General features: G+C 68.9%; 10 protein-coding genes. 1 reads left to right on the top strand and 9 read right to left on the bottom strand.

Features of this window, described 5'->3' with window-relative positions:
• The first annotated feature begins 6 nt into the window (after positions 1–6).
• Positions 7–1833, top strand: coding sequence for a glutamine--fructose-6-phosphate transaminase (isomerizing) (glmS, locus tag CSC76_RS01385; protein WP_162108268.1), 1827 nt, complete (start codon positions 7–9; stop codon positions 1831–1833).
• On the opposite strand, the gene CSC76_RS01380 is transcribed toward glmS, so the two are convergent.
• The 9 genes from CSC76_RS01380 to CSC76_RS01345 all read right to left on the bottom strand — a co-directional run bounded on the left by CSC76_RS01380 (position 1834) and on the right by CSC76_RS01345 (position 18106).
• Entirely contained in the window at positions 1834–3621 is a 1788-nt protein-coding gene (locus CSC76_RS01380; protein ID WP_162108267.1) for a Mur ligase family protein, read from the bottom strand.
• Between the two features lie 52 nt (positions 3622–3673).
• Positions 3674–6472 carry a cyanophycin synthetase gene (gene cphA, locus CSC76_RS01375; protein WP_162108266.1) on the bottom strand — a complete coding sequence of 933 codons (2799 nt, stop codon included), beginning with the start codon at positions 6470–6472 and terminating at the stop codon, positions 3674–3676.
• Positions 6473–6493: 21 nt separating this feature from the next.
• Positions 6494–7333: a cyanophycinase gene (locus tag CSC76_RS01370; protein ID WP_162108265.1), complete on the bottom strand. Its 840-nt coding sequence runs from the start codon at positions 7331–7333 to the stop codon at positions 6494–6496.
• Between the two features lie 16 nt (positions 7334–7349).
• Positions 7350–8525, bottom strand: a complete 1176-nt coding sequence (iadA, locus tag CSC76_RS01365) for a beta-aspartyl-peptidase (RefSeq protein ID WP_162108264.1) — start codon at positions 8523–8525, stop codon at positions 7350–7352.
• Positions 8526–8932: 407 nt separating this feature from the next.
• Positions 8933–10036 (bottom strand): toxic anion resistance protein, encoded by a 1104-nt coding sequence (locus CSC76_RS01360; protein ID WP_162108263.1) that lies wholly within the window; start codon positions 10034–10036, stop codon positions 8933–8935.
• Complete coding sequence (locus tag CSC76_RS01355) at positions 10033–10725, bottom strand: hypothetical protein (protein ID WP_162108262.1); 693 nt, start codon at positions 10723–10725, stop codon at positions 10033–10035. Before CSC76_RS01355 ends, CSC76_RS01360 begins: the two co-directional genes overlap by 4 nt.
• Entirely contained in the window at positions 10722–16046 is a 5325-nt protein-coding gene (locus tag CSC76_RS01350; RefSeq protein WP_162108261.1) for a DNA repair ATPase, read from the bottom strand. Before CSC76_RS01350 ends, CSC76_RS01355 begins: the two co-directional genes overlap by 4 nt.
• A gap of 87 nt (positions 16047–16133) precedes the next feature.
• The gene (locus CSC76_RS18945) at positions 16134–16619 is read right to left on the bottom strand and encodes a hypothetical protein (protein WP_238394834.1); all 486 of its coding nucleotides are present in this window, start codon (positions 16617–16619) and stop codon (positions 16134–16136) included.
• Positions 16613–18106, bottom strand: a complete 1494-nt coding sequence (locus CSC76_RS01345; protein ID WP_238394833.1) for a flotillin family protein — start codon at positions 18104–18106, stop codon at positions 16613–16615. Before CSC76_RS01345 ends, CSC76_RS18945 begins: the two co-directional genes overlap by 7 nt.
• Between the last annotated feature and the right edge of the window lie 14 nt (positions 18107–18120).

Here is an 18120-nt window from a genome sequence, read left to right as displayed (position 1 = left end):
AGGCCTATGTGCGGAATTGTGGGCGCGATCGCCGATCGCGACGTGGTGCCGGTACTGATCGAAGGACTGAAGCGGCTGGAATACCGGGGCTACGATTCCGCGGGGATCGCGGTGGTCGATCAGCAGGACGTGCGCCGCGTGCGCCGCACCGGGCGCGTGGCCGAAATGGAGGGCGCCGCCGCTGCCGAGGGCTTCAACGCGAGCCTGGGTATCGGCCATACGCGCTGGGCGACCCACGGTGGCGTCACCGAGGCCAATGCGCATCCGCACATCAGCCATGGTGTGGCGCTGGTGCACAACGGCATCATCGAGAATCACGAGGAACAGCGCGAGAAGCTGCGCGCCCTCGGCTACGTGTTCGAGTCGCAGACCGATACCGAAGTCATCGCGCATCTGATGCACCACCATCTGAAGGGCGGCGACGACCTGCTGGCGGCGCTGCAGCGCACGGTGAAGGAACTGACCGGCGCCTATGCGCTGGCCGTGGTGAGCCGCCAGGAGCCGGACCGCATGGTCTGCGCCCGCATGGGCTGCCCGCTGTTGATCGGCGTGGGCGAAGGCGAGAACTTCATCGCCTCCGACGTCTCCGCGATCATCCAGGCCACGCGCCGGGTGATCTTCCTGGAGGAGGGCGATACCGCCGAAGTGACGCGCGCGTCGGTCAAGGTGTTCGACGGCAAGGACCAGCCCGTGCAGCGCGACGTGCACGTCTCCGACGTGTCGCTGGCCTCGCTGGAGCTGGGCCCGTACCGCCACTTCATGCAAAAGGAAATCCACGAGCAACCGCGCGCGATCGCCGACACCATCGAGGCCGTGGTCGATGGCGGTTTCTCGCCCGCGCTGTTCGGCGCCAACGCCGAAGCGGCGCTGAAGGACATCGAGGGCGTGCAGATCCTCGCCTGCGGCACCAGCTACTACGCCGGCATGACCGCGCGCTACTGGCTGGAAGCCATCGCCGGCGTGCCGTGCAACGTGGAGATCGCCAGCGAATACCGCTACCGCGCCGCGTACGCGAACCCCAAGCACCTGATCGTCACCATTTCCCAGTCCGGCGAAACGCTGGACACGATGGAGGCGCTGAAGTACGCCAAGTCGCTGGGCCATGAGCACACGCTGTCGATCTGCAACGTGCCGGAGAGCGCCATCCCGCGCGCCAGCGAGCTGGTCTGCTACACGCGTGCCGGCGCCGAGATCGGCGTGGCGTCCACCAAGGCCTTCACCACCCAGCTGGCGGCGCTGTTCCAGTTGACCGTCGTGCTGGGCAAGCTGCGTGGCAAGGTCACGCCGGAGCAGGAAGCCGATTACCTGGAGCAGCTACGCCATCTGCCGGGCAGCGTGCAGCACGCGTTGAACCTGGAGCCGCAGATCGCTGCGTGGGCGGAACGTTTCGCACCGAAGTCGGATGCGTTGTTCCTCGGCCGCGGCCTGCATTATCCGATCGCGCTGGAAGGCGCGCTCAAGCTGAAGGAAATCTCCTACATCCACGCCGAGGCCTATCCGGCCGGCGAGCTGAAGCACGGTCCGCTGGCACTGGTGGATGCGGACATGCCGGTGGTGGTGATCGCGCCGAACGACGTGCTGCTGGAGAAAGTGAAATCCAACATGCAGGAAGTGCGCGCGCGCGGCGGCGAACTGTTCGTGTTCACCGACCAGGACAGCCACTTCAGCGAGTCCGAAGGCGTGCACGTCATCCGCACCCCGCGCCACGTGGGCGTGCTCAGTCCCATCGTGCACACCATCCCCGTGCAGCTGCTGGCCTACCACACCGCCCTGGCCCGCGGCACCGACGTGGACAAGCCGCGCAACCTGGCGAAGTCGGTGACGGTGGAGTAATCAGTCGCCGGCGACGGGATCGCCGGCCGACCACGCCTGCGCCTGCAGGCGGTCGAGCAGGGCGTTGACGCGTTCGCGCGCGGCGACGCCGTGCACCGGCAGGGCAAGGCTGTCGCCGGGGCGGGCGGCGGACAGGATCGCGCGTACGGCCTCGGTTTCGTCACGGCATTCCTCGATGGCGGCGTCGGCCACGCCGTGGCGCACCAGCGCCGCGCGCAGCACCCGGCCCACCTCGCCGCTTTCGCGTCCGCGCATATAGCCTTCCATGTCCTTGAGCACCACGTGGTCGGGATGGAACGACGCGGCGGTGGCAGCGAGGTCGGCGATGGCCTCGTCGCTGCGGTCGCCGGCCTGGCCCAGCAGCAGGTGCAGGCGGCCACCGTCGTGGTGAGCCTGGCGCACCAGATCGAGAAACTGGGCCAGGCCGTCGGGATTGTGCGCGTAGTCCACGTAGACCTGCACGCCGCCGCCGAGCACCCAGCGCTGCAGGCGGCCGGGGTTGTCGCGGTTGTCGCGGCCGAAGCGGGCGAGCACGGCCGCGATCGTCGCCGGGGCGATGCCCAGCCCGCTGGCGGCGAGGGCGGCGGCGGCGCCGTTCTGCACGTTGTGCGCGGCCAGGCCGCCGAGGGTCAGCGGCATGTCGGCGATCGCGCCGAGATCGTGGGTGCGGGTACCGTCGAACAGGCACAGGTGGCCGTCACGCACGCCGCAGCTGCGGCGACCCTCGGCGCGCGCTTGCCGCAACAGCGGATGGTCGTCGTCGGTGGAGAACCAGGCCAGCGGCACCTCAAGACGGGCGGCATGCCGGCGCAGTAGTTCATTGTCGGCGTTGAGCGCGAGCATGCCATCGGCGTCGATGGCGCGGGCCACGGTGAGCTTCACCTCGGCCAGGCCCTCGAGGTCGTGGATGCCGTATTCGCCGAAATGGTCGGGGCTGACATTGGTGACCACGGCCACGTCGGCGCGTTCGATCGCCAGGCCGCGGCGCAGCAGGCCGCCGCGCGCGGTCTCCAGGATCGCAGCCTGGGTGCGGCGATCGCGCAGCAGGCTGCGCGCGCCGCCGGGGCCGGAGTAGTCGCCCCCCTCGATCAGGGCGCCGTCCAGATAGAGGCCGTCGGTGCAGCTGTTGGCGGTGTGCCAGCCGTGGGCGATGGCGATCGCGGTGAGCAGGCGCACGGTGGTGGTCTTGCCGTTGGAGCCGGTGACCAACGCCACGGGAATCGCGTGCAGGTCCTGCCACGGCACATCATCGGGCATCGGCAGGGCGGGGTTGTCCCAGGTTCGGCTGCCGCTGCCCATGCCAAGGGACAGGTGCTCGTCGTCGAGCAGCAGCGGCACGCCGTGCGCGCGTGCGGCTTCTTGCAGGGCGGGCAGTCGCGGAAGGCTTTCGGTCGCAGCGATGGCGCGCAGCAGGCGCAGGTCCGCGTCTTCGTCGACGAACGAGGGATGGCCCGGCTGCAGCGCGGGTTCGCCGATGCCCCTCCCGGCCGCGGCAAGGGCGGACAGCCACGCCCATTCGTCCACGTCGGCGGCGGTGTACAGCATGTCGCCGGGTGCGGCGAAGGCGAGGCTGGCGCCGCTGGCGTGCTCCCGCACCGTCACCGGGCCATCCGGCCAGCCCAGGGCAGCGCGCGCGCGGGCGATGCGCCGCTTCCAGTCTTCGATCAGGGCGGTTGGAACCGGGGCACCCACCATTGTCTCCAGCACAGCGCCGGGTCCAGCGAAGTACAGGTTGGGCCCGGTCAGGCGGCGCAGGTCGTCGAACGGCAAGGGAACGGATTCACTCATGCGGCAGGTCGTGGGTGGAGAGCGCGGTCGGGCGGTTGCGGATCGCCACCGCTCAATCGCTGTCCTCGTCGTGGCGTGCGAACACCAGTCCGCGCTCCTCGCGGATCACGCCCTCCATCGCCGCCACCGCCGCCTCGTCGGCGCTGGGCGCCGGCGCCAGCGACGGCAATTCGACCGTACGGGCGCTGCGCGGCTCGGCGCCTTCGGGCGTGAACTTGGTGATCTGCTTCCACGAGCGGGCCAGGGCATCGGCGAACACCAGCAGCAGGTCGCCGGGTCTGCCCATGCGCAACGCGGCGTCGATGGCCTGCTGCTCGTCGGGGATCTGTGTGATCGCCGTCTCCGCCACGCCCGCCGCCTGCAGCGCGCGGGCGATGATCCGCGGCACCTCGTCGCCATCGCGGCCGCGCAGGCTGTCGTCGCGCTTGACCACGTAGTGGTCGAAGCGACCGGCCACCGCGCGGGCGATGTCCTGGATGTCCTCGTCGCGACGGTCGCCCGGGGCGGCCACCACCACGATCCGACGCCCGGCCACGTCCAGACGCTGGGCCAGGTCGGCCATCATTCCCACCGCATGCGCGTTGTGCGCGTAGTCCATCACCACCTTGAACGGATGCTCGTCGTACACGTTCATCCGGCCCGGGGCCTGGAAGAAGGTGGTGTCGAAGGTGCGCAGGCCCTGGCGGATCGCGTCGAGCTTGATGCCCAGCGAGAACGCCATGGCCGCGGCGAACATGGCGTTCTGCACGTTGTGCAGCGCACGGCCTTCGAGCGTGGCCGGGACGAGGTGCGTCCACATCAGCGGGATATGGCTGCCCTTGTCGTACAGCGTGATCATGTGGCCGTTGACGCCGGCCTCCAGTGCGCAGGCGCGGCCACCGGCCCGGATGTGCTCGCGCACCAGCGCATGCGACGGGTTCATCGTCACGTAGCAGATGGTCTTCGCATCGGTATAGCCCGACATCTTCAGCACGTTGACGTCGTCGGCGTTGAGCACCGCGCAGTCCTTGGCCACCTCGACCACGATGCGCTTGATCTCCGCCAGCTGTTCCAGCGTGTCGATGCCCTTCAGGCCCAGGTGGTCGGCAGCGATATTGAGTACCGCGCCCACGTCCACTTCGGGTACGCCCATGCCGGCGCGCAGCAGGCCACCACGCGCAGTCTCCAGAACCGCCAGGTCGATGTGCGGATCGGACAGCACCATCCGCGCCGACACCGGGCCGGTCATGTCGCCTTCCACCGTGCGCTGGCCGTCGATGTAGACGCCGTCGGTGGTGGTCAGGCCCGGCGTGTAGCCGGCCATCTTGGTGATGTGGGCGAGCATGCGCGCGGTGGTGGTCTTGCCGTTGGTGCCGGTGACCGCCGCGATCGGTACGCGCGAGGGCGTGCCCGGCGGGAACAGCATGTCGATCACCGGGCCGGCGGCGTCGCGCGGCGTGCCTTCGCTGGGCGCGACGTGCATGCGGAAGCCGGGCGCGGCGTTGACCTCGCAGATCGCGCCGCCGATGTTCTTGTAGCTCTCGGCGATGTTGGGACTGATGAAGTCCACGCCGCCCACGTCCAGGCCGATCGCGCGTACTGCGCGCACCGCCATGTCGCGGTTGTCGGGGTGGATGACATCGGTGACGTCGGTGGCCGTGCCGCCGGTGGACAGGTTGGCGGTGGAACGCAGGAACACCACTTCGCCCTCCTTCGGTACCGAGTCGGCCGTGTAGCCGACGCGTTCCATCATCAGGTTCGCTTCGCGATCGAGTTCGAGGCGCGTGAGTACCTTCTCGTGGCCGACGCCGCGGCGCGGGTCCTGGTTCACGATCTCGACGAGCTCGGTGATGGTCCTGCTGCCGTCGCCGACCACGTGGCCGGGCGTGCGCCGGGTCGCCGCGATCAGTTCGCCATTGACCACCAGCAGGCGATGGTCGGCGCCCTCCTGGAAGGTCTCCACGATCACCGAGCGCGAGTGCTCGCGGGCGGCGTCGAATGCGGCGCGGATCTCGTCTTCGCCGGTGATGTTGATGGTGATGCCGCGGCCATGGTTGCCGTTGTAGGGCTTGAGCACCACCGGCCCGCCGAGTCGTTGCGCGGCCTTGATCGCTTCGGTCTGGCTGGTGACCAGATGCTGGCGTGGCACCGGCAGGCCGAGCGAGCCGAGGATCTTGTTGGTCTCTTCCTTGTCGCTGGCCAGTTCGACCGAGATATGGGGGGTCTTGCCGGTGATGGTGGCCTGGATGCGCTGCTGGTACTTGCCATGGCCGAACTGCACCAGCGACTGATTGTTGAGCCGCAGCCAGGGGATGCCGCGCTCCTCGGCCGCGCGCACCAGCGAGGCGGTGGACGGCCCCAGTGCGCGCCGCTGGGCGTAGCGGATGAAGTCGTCGCGCGCCGGTTCCCAGTCCCAGTCCGCCGGCATGCTGCCGGCGGGGCGGATGCCTTCGGGCAGCAGCGAGCACAGCAGGCGCAGCGCCAGTTCGCCCGCGGCGATGCCTTCCTCACGCTGGGCGTATTCGTAGACCACGGTGTAGACGCCCGGACGGCCGTCGACGCTGCGGGTCTTGCCGAAGGTGACGTCCTCGCCGGCGATGTTCTGGAGTTCGATCGCCACGTGCTCGAGCACGTGGCCCAGCCAGGTGCCTTCGCCCTCGCGCATGCGGCGCAGGAAGCCGCCGGGCTCGCGGTAGGAGCAGCCGTGCTCGGCCAGGCTGGGCACCGCGGCCACCAGGCCATCGATGAAGCCGGGGCCCAGGCGCGCGGTGGGCCACTGTTCCAGGTCGCCCAGGTCCAGCAGCAGCCGGATCACCGGGAAGTGCGCATGCTGCGAGGGGCCAACGTAGACGGAGCGTTCGAGAATGCGCATGCAGGATGTCCCCTTGTCGGATCAGGTCTTGCGGGTCGCCAGTCGGCCGGCCGAAGCCCGCCGCGTATGCAGGTTGAAGGTGGCGCCGGCGATCAGGATGTGGACGCCCAGTCCCAGCAGGCAGACGGGGTCGTCCTCGCCGGCCTGGGCCATCGAGGAGAACTGCAGGTCGTGGGCGTCGACCACGGTGACCGCGCCGCTGCCTTCGACCTCGAGCGTATCGTCGGGGGAGATGAAGGCGGCGGTGTCCTCGTCCAGGCCGATGCCGATGGCGAACGGGTTGTAGCCGAGCGCCGCGGTCAGGCGGCCCAGGCGATCGCGCTGGCGGAAATGCTGGTCGATCACGAAGCGGTTGGTCAGGCCCAGCCCCGGCGCCAGGCGCACGCTGCTGGCGCGCGGCGACGAGCCCTCGGCACCGAAGGCGATCATGTGCTCGCTCAGGAACCCGGCACCGGCGCTGGTGCCGGCCACCGTCACCCCCTGGGCGTTGCGCAGGCGGATGCAGCGCGCCACCTGGGTGCCACCGAGGATGGTGGACAGGCGCAGCTGGTTGCCGCCGGTGAAGAAGATGCCGCTGGCTTCCGCCAGCCGTGCCAGACGGCCTTCCTCCTGGCAGTCGCGGCGGGTGTCGAAGTCCAGCACCTCGACCCGCGCCGCCCCCAAGCCCTGGAAGAGCGTCTCGTAGCGGGTGCCGGAATCCTTCAGCCGGCTCGCGGTCGGGATGACGACGATGTCGGCGTCGGCGCCGCCGCTCAGTTCGACGAAACGCGCCAGGATGCGCGGGTTGGTGTCCTTGTCCTCTGCGCCGCCGATCGGGATGATCCAGCCGCGGTGTTCCCCGTTGACGGGCTTGCTTGGCATCGAGTGCTCCGGTGCTTCAGGTGTCTTGCGATTCGAACGTACCACGCCGCAGCACCGCGCCATCGCGCAGGTGCGGGCGGCCACCGGCGAACACGTCGGTCACCGTGCCGTCGGCGTCCAGCGCCACCAGGTCCGCGTCGGCACCCACCGCGATGCGGCCCTTGCCCGGCAGCCGCAGCAGCCCGGCGACGTTGGACGTGAAGGCCGGCAGCGCGTCCTGCAGGGCGATGCCGCGGGCCAGCAGCTCGCGCAGCGTGTCGACCAGCGCGCCGGAGTGGCCGACGTCCATGCTGCACACGCGGCCCTGCGCATCGAAGCAGGGCAGGCAGCCGCCGGCGTCGGAACTGACGGTGACCCGGTCGCGCGGTGCGCCGCTGTCGAGGTAGCGGACCAGCGCATCGGCCGCGCTCCACGCGTCCTCGCCTTCGTCCACCGGGAAGGCGGTGATGTCGATGCTGCAGCCGCGCCGCGCCAGCGCGATGGCTTCCTCGAACAGTGCCTTGCGCCGATTGACGTGGGTCGGGTTGAACACCCGCGGCGGCAGCTCGCTCTGGTCGAGCGCGCGCCGCACCAGGTCCAGGCCGCGCGAGCCGTCGCCCAGGTGCAGGTGGACGATGCCCGCCTTGCCGGTCATCAGCCCGGCCACGTGCGCTTCGGACGCGATCCGCAGCAGTTCGTCCAGCGTCGGCTGGCTGGAGCGGTGATCGCTGATCGCCAGCTCGCCCACGCCGATCAGGCAGTCGATGAATACCAGGTCCGCACGCACGCTGCCGGTCAGGGTGGCCGGCGGCAGATGGTAGCCGCCGGCATATCCCCAGGCCGACAGGCCTTCCTCGCGCAGTGCGTTGACGTGGGCCAGCAGTTCGCGCGTGCCGCGGGCGACATCGTCGGTGCCCAGCAGGCCGACCACCGTGGTCACGCCGCCGCGGGTATAGCGCGACAGCGTCGGCGCAGGCACCCGGCTGGCGAAGCCGGCCTCACCGCCGCCGCCGGTGACGTGCACGTGGCCGTCGATCAGCCCCGGCAGCAGCCGACGGCCACCGAGGTCCAGCACCTGCGCGCCGAAGGCGGCGGGAAGATCGGGTGCATCGGTCCCGATCCAGAGCACCTTGCCGCCGCCGAGCAGCAGATCACGGCGCCCCAGCGATTCGGGCGCGTACACCTCCGCGTTGCGGATCAGGGTGGTCGTCATCGGCGGTCGATCGTCCTGTCCATGCTTCCTGCCAGCAGGCGCTTGTCAGGATGGCATGCCCAGGCCTTCAACCCACTGGCCTGACGGGAGGTGACATAGGCGTCGTCGCTCATCTTCTTCTCTTCGATCCGATGCTGTCCCGGCGCGGTCATCCGTGCGGCGGGCCAGTTTAACCGCGCGGGAGCGCGTTGGATGTGGCTAGAGGAGGAAGTGCAGCGTCGGTGCCGAAGAAATCTTCGATAACGTGATGTGACGTGACGCAGTGGCGTCGACAGGCTCCGCCATGCCGCAGCCCACGTCGCCAGCATCGAATCCGGAAAGGCGCACACGCCGATCTTCGCCGTCCACGCGCACTGCCAATGCGGCGATGCGTGGACCTGGCCGGCAGCGGGTGCATCCTACGCGCGCTACGGCGTGCCGTTGCCCGCCGTCGGCAGCGCCAACCGCTTCTCCAGGTCCTCGCGCATGTCGACGAGCTCCGTCGAAAGCTGCCTGCGCCTGGCCATGCCTTCTCGGTGGATCTCGCGGACTTCCTCCACCGTGCGGATCAGGGTCTCGTTGACGGTGCGCAGGGTTTCGATGTCGATCACCGAGCGCTGGTTGGCGCGTGCGGTGCCGACGGCGGTCGAATGGACCAGTTCGGCGTTCTTGCGCATCAGTTCGTTGCTGGCGTCGTCGATGGCATTGGCCAGTTCGACCGCGTTGCGCTGGTCGGCCAGCGACAGCTGGATGGCGAACTGGTTGCGCCACATCGGGATGGGGATGTCGCGCACCGCGCTGAACTTCTCGATCAGCTGGATCGCGTTGGCCTGGATCAGGCGGATCATCGGTAGCGTCTGGTCGGCCGCGTGCTGCAGTACCTGCAGGTCGGACACGCGCTTGTCGATCAGGCGCAGTGCGGTATCGAGGGCGGCACGGCGCGTGCGGGATTCCGGATCTTCCTTCCCCGACAGCGACGCCAGCTCCGCCTCCAGTTCGGCGATGCGCACGCGGCCGGCGGCCACATGCACGCCCAGCTCGCGGCGTTCTTCCAGCACGATGTCGTGCATCTGGTCGTACTCGCGCACGCGCTGCTGCTGGATCTGCTGGGTCTTGCCGACGTCGGCCATCAGCTGGTCGATCTGGCGATTGGTGGAGCTGTAGCGCTGGACCAGGTCATCCCTGGTCGCGCGCATCTTGTCGATCAGCGGGCCGAGGATGGGCAGCTTCGAGCGACCATGGAACGATTCGAGGTTGAGCGAGCGGGCGATGCGCACGACTTCGCCCAGCTTGTCGCCGCTGCTGTCCAGATCGGCGTTGCGGACCTTGTCCAGCAGTTGCGTGCTGAAGGCGCTGGTCTTGGTGGTCGCTTCGCGGCCGTAGGTGTGCAGGTTGCCGGGCGCGATGTCCTGCAGCGCCTTCGTGGCCTCCTGGATGCGCGGGATGTCGGCGCTTTCCAGGCCCAGGTCGGTCAGCAACTGCGGCGACAGCGCCGCGGGCACGAGCGTCTGTTCGGGGTTCGTCGTCGTCATGGGGCCTCCTGGGTGTGGGTGGTGCGCGCCGACGTCGCGGATACGACGGGCGGCGCGGGCAGGTGTTCGATATGGGCTTCCAGTGCGTCTATCGTCTGCATGGCGGAGGATAGCTGCATTCCGTGGCCGGCACCGGCGGCGACGCCCAGCTGCTGGTCCAGCAGCACGGTGAGCCGCGGCAGCTGCTGCGCGTGGCGCTCGGCGATGGCGAGCGCATTGGCGGCGACGAGGTCCAACTGGCTGGCGGTCACCTCGTAGGCGCTGCGCAGGGTGATGAGGTGCGTGAGGCGCGGTATGCCGCCTTCCGTCGTGGCCTGCTGGTGCGCGAGTCCGTCGATCTCGTGCTGCAGCTTCGCACAGGCCTCGCGCAACTGCTGCGCATGCGTGACGAGCGTTGCGTGCTGGTTGCGCAGCCGGGATGCTTCGAAGCCGGCCTGCCGCAGCAGGATGCCGCTGCGTTCGCGCAGCGACCGTGCCTCGGCGGCGAGACGGATGTCGCGACCGATCAGCCGGCCCCAGAAACCGACGCTCCGGCGCAAGGCGCGCGGATCGGCGGACAGCAGCACCGTACGCAGGTCGCGCAGCGTCGCCTGCAGATCGCCCGCGCCGGCCTGGGCCAATGCGCGGATGGCGGCGGCGTGCTCGGCCACGCCGAGGGTGTCGGCGTCCGGGGGAAGCGGCAGGCTCACGTCCGCGGCTCCCCTTCTTCATCCGTGTCGGGCGTCGATGGCGATATGTCCAGGATGGGCGTCGGACGTTCTTCCTTGAAGGCGAGGCTGGCGATGACCTGGTCGAATTCCGCTTCGCGCGGCGACCGGGCCTTCGCCTTGCGCGTACCTGCAGGCGCCGGGGCCGGCCCGTGGCTGCGCATCGCCTGTGCCAGCGCGACGAGGGCAGCGTTGAGCTGGTCCTGCCGCACCATCGTCTGCTGCAGGGCTTCCAGCACGGGAGCAGTATCGAGCACGGGCGCCACGGGAGCGGACGTGGAAGGCGTGGTCGTCTCCGGCGTGCGCAGTGCATGCAGGGCGGAGAGCAATGCCTCCCATGGCGCAGGGGCAGGGGGTTCCACAGGGACAGGTTCGCCGAGCCGCTGCAGACCGACGGCGATGTCGGCAAGTTGCGCGACCACACGGCCACCGACATCCGCATCCTCCGCGCCCATCGCCTTGTTGCGCAGGAAGTCGGCCTTGATCTGCTGCCAGCGTGCCTGTTCCTCGGCGGTCAGCGTGCCGCGCAGTTCGCCGAGCTTGAGCAGGTTCTCCTCTGCGCCGGTGGTCAGCAGCTGCGCTTCGCCCAGGTAGTGGTCGGAGATCAACTGCTGCAGCTCGGCAGCATTCATCACCGGCGAGATCTTTTCCGCCAGCTTGTTCATGTTGCGGTAGCTGCCCTGCAGCCGGAAGGGCGGCTCCACCCGGTATTTGTCCGCCTGCGCGGCACTGGCGATGTACTGCTGGTTGACACGGTAGACCACGTCGCGCGCGGTCAGCAGGCGCTGCAGCACCGCGACGATCTCGCCGATCTCCGCGCCGCTGTAGGCATGCGAGAGCTGGTTGGTGCTGACGTCTTTTCCGCGCGCCTTGTCGACCAGCAGGTAGAGGTCGGCCATGTCGCGGGTGGCGAGCGGAGCCAGTACCGGATTCGACGTCAGGCAGTTGTCCACGTAGCTCAACAGGAAGGCGTCTTCCATGCCGCCGAGCACATCGTCCAGGTTGTAGATATCGGCGCGGTTGGCCAGCATGTCCGGGATCTTGAAGACTTCGCCGGATTCCGTGTACGGATTGCCCGCCATCACCACCGCGAACTTGCGCCCGCGCATGTCGTAGGTCTTGGTCTTGCCGCGCCAGACACCCTCGATGCGGCGCGTGCCGTCGCACAGCGAGATGAACTTCTGCAGGAACTCGGGGTGCGTGTGCTGGATGTCGTCCAGGTACAGCATCACGTTGTTGCCCATCTCCAGCGCCAGGTTGAGCTTCTCGAGTTCCTGCCGCGACGTCGCATCCGGCGCCTGCGCCGGATCCAGCGAGCGCACCTCGTGGCCGAGCGCCGGGCCGTTGACCTTCATGAAGACCAGCCCCAGCCGGTGCGCCACGTACTCCATCAGTGTGGTCTTGCCGTAGCCGGGCGGCGAAATCATCATCAGCAGGCCCATCAGGTCGCTGCGCTTGTTCTCGCCGACGGTGCCCATCTGCTTGGCGAGGTTGTCGCCGATGACGGGCAGGTAGACGTCGTTGATCAGCCGGTTGCGCACGAAGGAGCTCAACGGACGCGCCTTGAACTCGGACAGGCGCATCGCCGCGCGCTCCCGCTGCGCCACTTCGCCGCGCAATGCCTGGTACTGCTGCCATGCCGGCAGGAACTGTTCGCGGTGCACGGCGAAGCGGGCCGGCAGGTCGTCCACCGCGAGCGCCAGCCGTCCCTCGCGGATGCGCGCGTGTTCGCCCAGCAGGCCGTCGACGGTGGCCATCAGCGTGACGTGTTCGACCACGTGGGTCAGGTGCGGGCCATGCCGCAGCAGCGCGATCGCTTCCGGCACGTAGGCGGCGAGATGAGCGTGGTCGGGCAGGGCGGTCAGGGCTTCGAGCGCCTGCCGCAGCAGCGACCACGCCGCGGCGGGTTTCGCCTCCAGCCGTTGCAGTGCGCTGGCCAGCACGGCACCGCCGGCATCGTCGGCCAGGCGCGCGCGGAGCGCGGATGCCAGGGCGTCGGCGTAGTGGGGGAACCGGAAGGTCGGTGTCGCCGTGGTGACGGTGTCCACCAGGAACGTGGCCGCCGCCGTCGCATCGGTGGTGGCGAAGGGCAGCGCATCGCGCTGCATCCATTCGCAGATCGTGGCCGTCAGCTCGTCGCGCAGCGTCGCCACGGCGCGGCCCGCCGACGACAGGGCATCGATCGCGCGGGAGGCCCGGATGCGGTCGATCGCCTCCTGCGGCATCGCATCGCTGCGGCACCACCAGGCGACCGCCAGCGCACGCGCGGCCGGCGCGTGCCGCAAGGTGCCCGCGGCATTGCGCAAGGGAAGGAAGGTGCGCAGGATCGCCGCCGCGTCGTGGTCGTGGATGCCCTTCTCGTAGCCTTCGCGATAACGCGGCGCGGCGTACTCGCGGACGATCCTGTCGAGCGCTTCGGGATCGGCCAGCGCGTGCTCCAGCGCCTGCACGCGCAGTCCGCCTTCGCCCGCCAGTGCGTCGTCCCGCAGACGGCACGCAAGATACTCGCCGCGGTAGAGCGAGGGCGATTCGGATTCGAGGCTGACGTCCCAGTAGGCGCGCAGTGCATCCAGTGCCGGTTCCTGCAGCGGCTCCAGGTAGTCGGTACCGGTCAGGTGCACGGCCAGCGTGTCGCCGCGCGGGATCAGCGTCAGGTCCAAGGGCTGCGTGTTGACGCTGAAACGGTGGCGCGGACCGAGACGGATGACATTGCCGCCATCTTCGAAAAGATCGCTGCGGTCGCGCAGCGCGCGCACCGCCTGGTCGCGCGCGCCCTTGATCCGCGCCTCGATGTCGTCGGCCTTCACCGAGTCCCTCAGCTCGCGCAGGCGGCCGGCCAGCTCGCGCAGCTTCAGGATCAGGGCATCGCCGGCGAAGAAGGCGTTGAGTTCATCCGGCGTGGTAAAGCGCTCGGTACGCCGACCGAGGCCCTCCAGGATGCGGTTGGCCGCTTCCTGCACCGACTGCGCCTTGCGCTGGCGCTCGTCGAGCAGCGCCTGCTTGTGCGCCTCGAAGGCGTCCAGCATCTCCTCGCGCTTGGACAGGATATCGCTGAGGAACTGTTCGTGTTCGCCGAACTGGCTCTCCAGTTCCTCCAGCTGCACCATCAGGCGCGATAGCTGCTCATCGGCACGCTCCGGCGTGGTGGCCATCGCCAATGCGTTGCTCACGGCCTGGCTGAAGAGCGTGAACTGCGCCCCGAACTGGGCGACGGCTTCGGCGGAGCCGAGTTCGCGGCGTCGCTGGGTGGCGCGTGCGCGGGTCTGGTTGAGGCGGGCGTAGATGGCCGACAGCGCGTCGACCACGCGGGTGCGCTGGGTCGCGTCGTCCACCCGCAGTGTCGCCATCAGCTCGGACAGCATGTCGAGTTCGCCGGCCATGCCCTGCATGGCCTCGATGGCGTCGGCCAGTTCGCGCGCACTGGCGGCCTTCTGCGCGCGTGCATCCAACTCGATCAGGCGCTGCTGGAAGGGCGCGAGTGCCTTCTCGCCGCCGAGGAACTCCCCGGTCGCCGCACCGACCCGCTCGTGCGCCTCCTGCAGCGCGGCCGTCATGGCGTCGATGGCGGCGGTATCGATGTAGCGGAAGTCGCGCAGCGTCAACAGGTGCCCACGCAGCCGGGAGACCGCGCCCAGTGCGTCGACGAACTCGCCGATGCCGTTCCATCCCTCCGGCTGCAGCCGGCCGAGCAGGGCACGGTGGTCGCGCTGCGCCTGTGCCATTGCCGTCTCGGACTGGCGCCGGATTTCCTGCACCTTCTCGTACTCGTCCAGCACCGATTCGCCGGTGCCGGCAATCTCGTGCAGCAACGTGGCCAAGCCGTCGCACTGGGCGTCGTCGATCCAGTGGTGCAGGTCGAACAGGCGTCGCGTGCCGTGCGTCAGCAGCTGGTAGCGCTGCGCGGACACGTCCGGTCGTTCGATTTCGCGGGCCAGGTCGAACAGGTTCGAGACCGCGCGCACCAGTTCGGCGTTGCCGAGCCTCGCCATGAACGAGGTGCCCGCCGGGCGCGTTGCAGCGAACTCGTCGGAACTGAAGGGCGTCTGCCATACCTGCATCGGGTGGACGCGAGTGGGGTCGTCGTTCTCGGCGCGGAACAGCACCATGCGCCCGTCGTGCAGGCGCGCATAGCCGTGCGCGAGCACCGGCGGCTGCAGGCGGCGCTGCACCAGGTTGTAGACGAGCAGGGCGGCCTGGCCGGGCTCGCGCTCGTAGAAGACGTACATCACGTCTTCGCCGTTCGGCGAACGGATCGTGCGCTTGTACTGCATGTGCTGCACGGCGGCGTCGAAGGCCTTGTGTTCGCCGTTCTGCAGGTAGTAGCCGCCCGGGAAGATGATGCCGTGGTCCTCGGGCAGCTGGATGCAGGCCTGCACGATGGCGTCCAGCCGGGTCGCCTTGCCGGTCTGCGTGTTGTAGACCAGTCCGCGCCACGTGCTTTCGCGGTACGGCAGCACCTTGAGCAGGATCAGCGAGCCCACGCGCGCGAACTCGATGTGCGCGTCGTCCAGCGACTGCGTGCGGTCCTCGACCGGTTCGCTGTAGACGCCCGCGCCGGTCTCCGTGTTGTTCTCCACCTTCAGCGTCAGGTCGCCGCCGATGGTCTCGACGAACAGGGTGTCGAGGATGTTCAGGTGCGGGTGGCGGCCGCTGACTTCCATGTCCTTGGTCGCCCGCGTCCATTCGAAATCGAACGGAGGCGGCAGCACGATGTCGCGCTCGCCGCGTGCATCGAGGTAGTTCACCTCGCCCTCGGCCGTAAGCGTCCAGCGGAACACCCGCACGTCCGTGTTCTTCAGGCCGATCTGGAAGGCCATCAGCAGGCGGCCGTCACGGACGATCAGCTGCAGCAGCCGCGCGTCCTTGTAATAGCTGTACAGCTCGCTGAAGTCGCGCTGGAACGCATCATCGGCCAGGAAGGTCGCCGCGATGTCGACCGGCGCCACATCGTAGCCATCGCCCGTCTCCACCAGCCGGTAGATGCCGAACACGTCGGCGACCGAGGTGGTCGCCTTCAGGCCCATGTAGACGTTGAAGCCGAACAGCAGCAGGTCGCCGACCTGCACGATGTCGCGCCCGACGGAGTTGTGCTCGGTGCGTATGCGCAGGCGGCCAATGGCCTCCATGCGGCTGTCGCCGAACTCCTGCAGGCGGCGCGTGTTCAGTGCTTCGACGAGCGCACGCAGGCGCGCGCCCTGCTCGTCGAGGCGCCGGCGAAGCACGTCGTAGGCGCCGCCCTGGGCGACGGCCTGGTCGACCTGCGTCTCGGCGGAGGGAGCATCGGTATTCGGCGTATCGGACATCGGACCTCATCCTCGCCCGTCCTGGGCGGTCGATGCGGAAATCAGGGCCGGCGCACATCGTCGCCGGCCCGGCTCAGGCACAGGACGTCAGGCGTCGGTGGCTTCCGCCGGCCGACCGGGTGCGGGCAGGCCGCTGCCCGCCAGGCGTCCCAGCAGCTGCGAGGCGATCGGACTCTCGCCGACGATGCCTTCCAGCGCCTTGCCCAGCGAGATGCCCTTGGTCAGCGCGTTGAACACGCCGCCGTCGCCACCGATCAGTTCGATGTTGGCGTTCTTCAGCGCGCCGGCCAGCACTTCGGCGTTCTCGCGCGAGATCGCCTTGCCGGCGTCGATCGACGCCAGCAGCTGGCGCAGCTGGGTTTCCAGCAGCATGCGGAACTCCTCGTGGCTGCGCGCATCCGGGCTCATCTTGCCCATCGCATCGAACTTCGAGGTCAGGCCCTCGGCCTCGGCGGACATCTTCTTGGCGATGTTGCTGGCTTCGGCATCGCCCATCGCCTGTGTCGCGCTGGCGTTGGCCTGGCCCAGCCTCTGCGCGCCTTCGGCTTCGGCGGTCAGGCGTTCGGTCAGCACGCGCGCGTCGGCATTGCCCTCTTGTAGGTGGCGTCGGCCTTGGCTTCCAGCACGCGGGCCTCGGCCAGGCCGGTTTTCTCCATGGCCACGGCGTTGGCTTCCCGCACCTGCGCTTCGGCCAGGCCGGGCGCGGCGCTTTCGGCGCGTACGCCGTCGGCCAGCACGCGCTTGGCTTCGGCCTGCTTGCCGGCGGCCTGCAGCTCCGCCTCGGCCAGCACGGTCATCTCGACGGCACGGTGGCGCGCGGCCTGCTCTGCCGCTTCGGCGGCCTTCACGTCCTTGACCAGCGTCTCCTGGGCAGCTGCCTCCGCTGCCAGCACGGTCACCTGCTTGGCACGGTCGGCCTCGGCGACCTCGCGGGTCTCCTTGATCTTCTCTTCGGCCACGGCGACGGTCTGCTCGATCTGGGTCCGCTCGCGCACGACGTTCGCCACTTCCATGCGGCCCTGCTCGACCACCTTGTCGCGGTCGACTTCCTGCATCTGCACTTCCTTCTCGGTGTTGACGCGTTCCAGCTGCTCGGCGCGGGCCACGCGCTCGAGTTCGATGGCGACGGCGCGGCGACGGTTCTGCTCGGCGACTTCCACCTGGCGCAGCTGTTCCTGCTCGCGGATCTTGATCTGCTCTTCGGTCTCCAGGCGCGCGCGCTCGGACACCTGGCGCTGCTCTTCGATCACCTTGGCGGTTTCGGCCGCCTCGCGGGCGCGCACGGTCTCGACCTCGCGCTGCTGGCGCGCTTCGGCCTCGGCCTGCTGGCGTTCCAGCGCCAGCAGCGCCTCGCGGGCCTCGGTATTCTTCTTGGTGATGGCGAGCTTCTCGTTCTGCTCCAGCTCGTTGGTCTGCACGTTCTGGCGCGCGGTCAGCTCGGTGATCTTGCGGATGCCTTCGGCGTCCAGGATGTTGCTGGGGTCGAGCAGGTGCTTGGGCGTCTGCTCCAGGTAGTCGATGGCGACGTCCTCGAGCACGTAGCCGTTGAGGTCCTGGCCGATGACGGCGACGATCTCGTCGCGGAACTCCTGGCGCTTGTCGAACAGCTCGGTGAAGTCGAACTTCTTGCCGACTGTCTTCAGCGCCTCGGAGAACTTGGCGTTGAACAACTCGTCCACCGCGTGCCTGTCCGAGGCGCGGTCGGCGCCGATCGCCTTGGCCACGCGCAGCACATCGCCGGGGGTCTCGTTGACACGCAGGTAGAAGGCCACCGCGATGTCGGCGCGCATGTTGTCCTTGCAGACCAGGCCTTCCTTGCCGCGACGGTCGACCTGCAAGGTGATCAGGCTGATCTTCATCAGCTCGGCCTTGTACAGCACCGGGATGATCAGTGCGCCGGTGAAATGCACCTTGGGTTGCGAGCTCATGTCGTTGACGATGAGGGCCGTGCCCTGTTCGACCTTCTTGTAGAAAGCCTTGAAGATGCCGATGAAGCCCAGTCCCAGCACCAGCAGGACGCCGAGGCCGATGACGAAGGGAAGGATCGATGCAGTGCTCATTGCGGAACTCCTTG

Origin of the sequence: Pseudoxanthomonas mexicana, from assembly GCF_010093385.1 — a bacterium.
Lineage (GTDB): Bacteria > Pseudomonadota > Gammaproteobacteria > Xanthomonadales > Xanthomonadaceae > Pseudoxanthomonas_A > Pseudoxanthomonas_A mexicana.
This window is presented reverse-complemented; position numbering and strand designations above follow the sequence as displayed.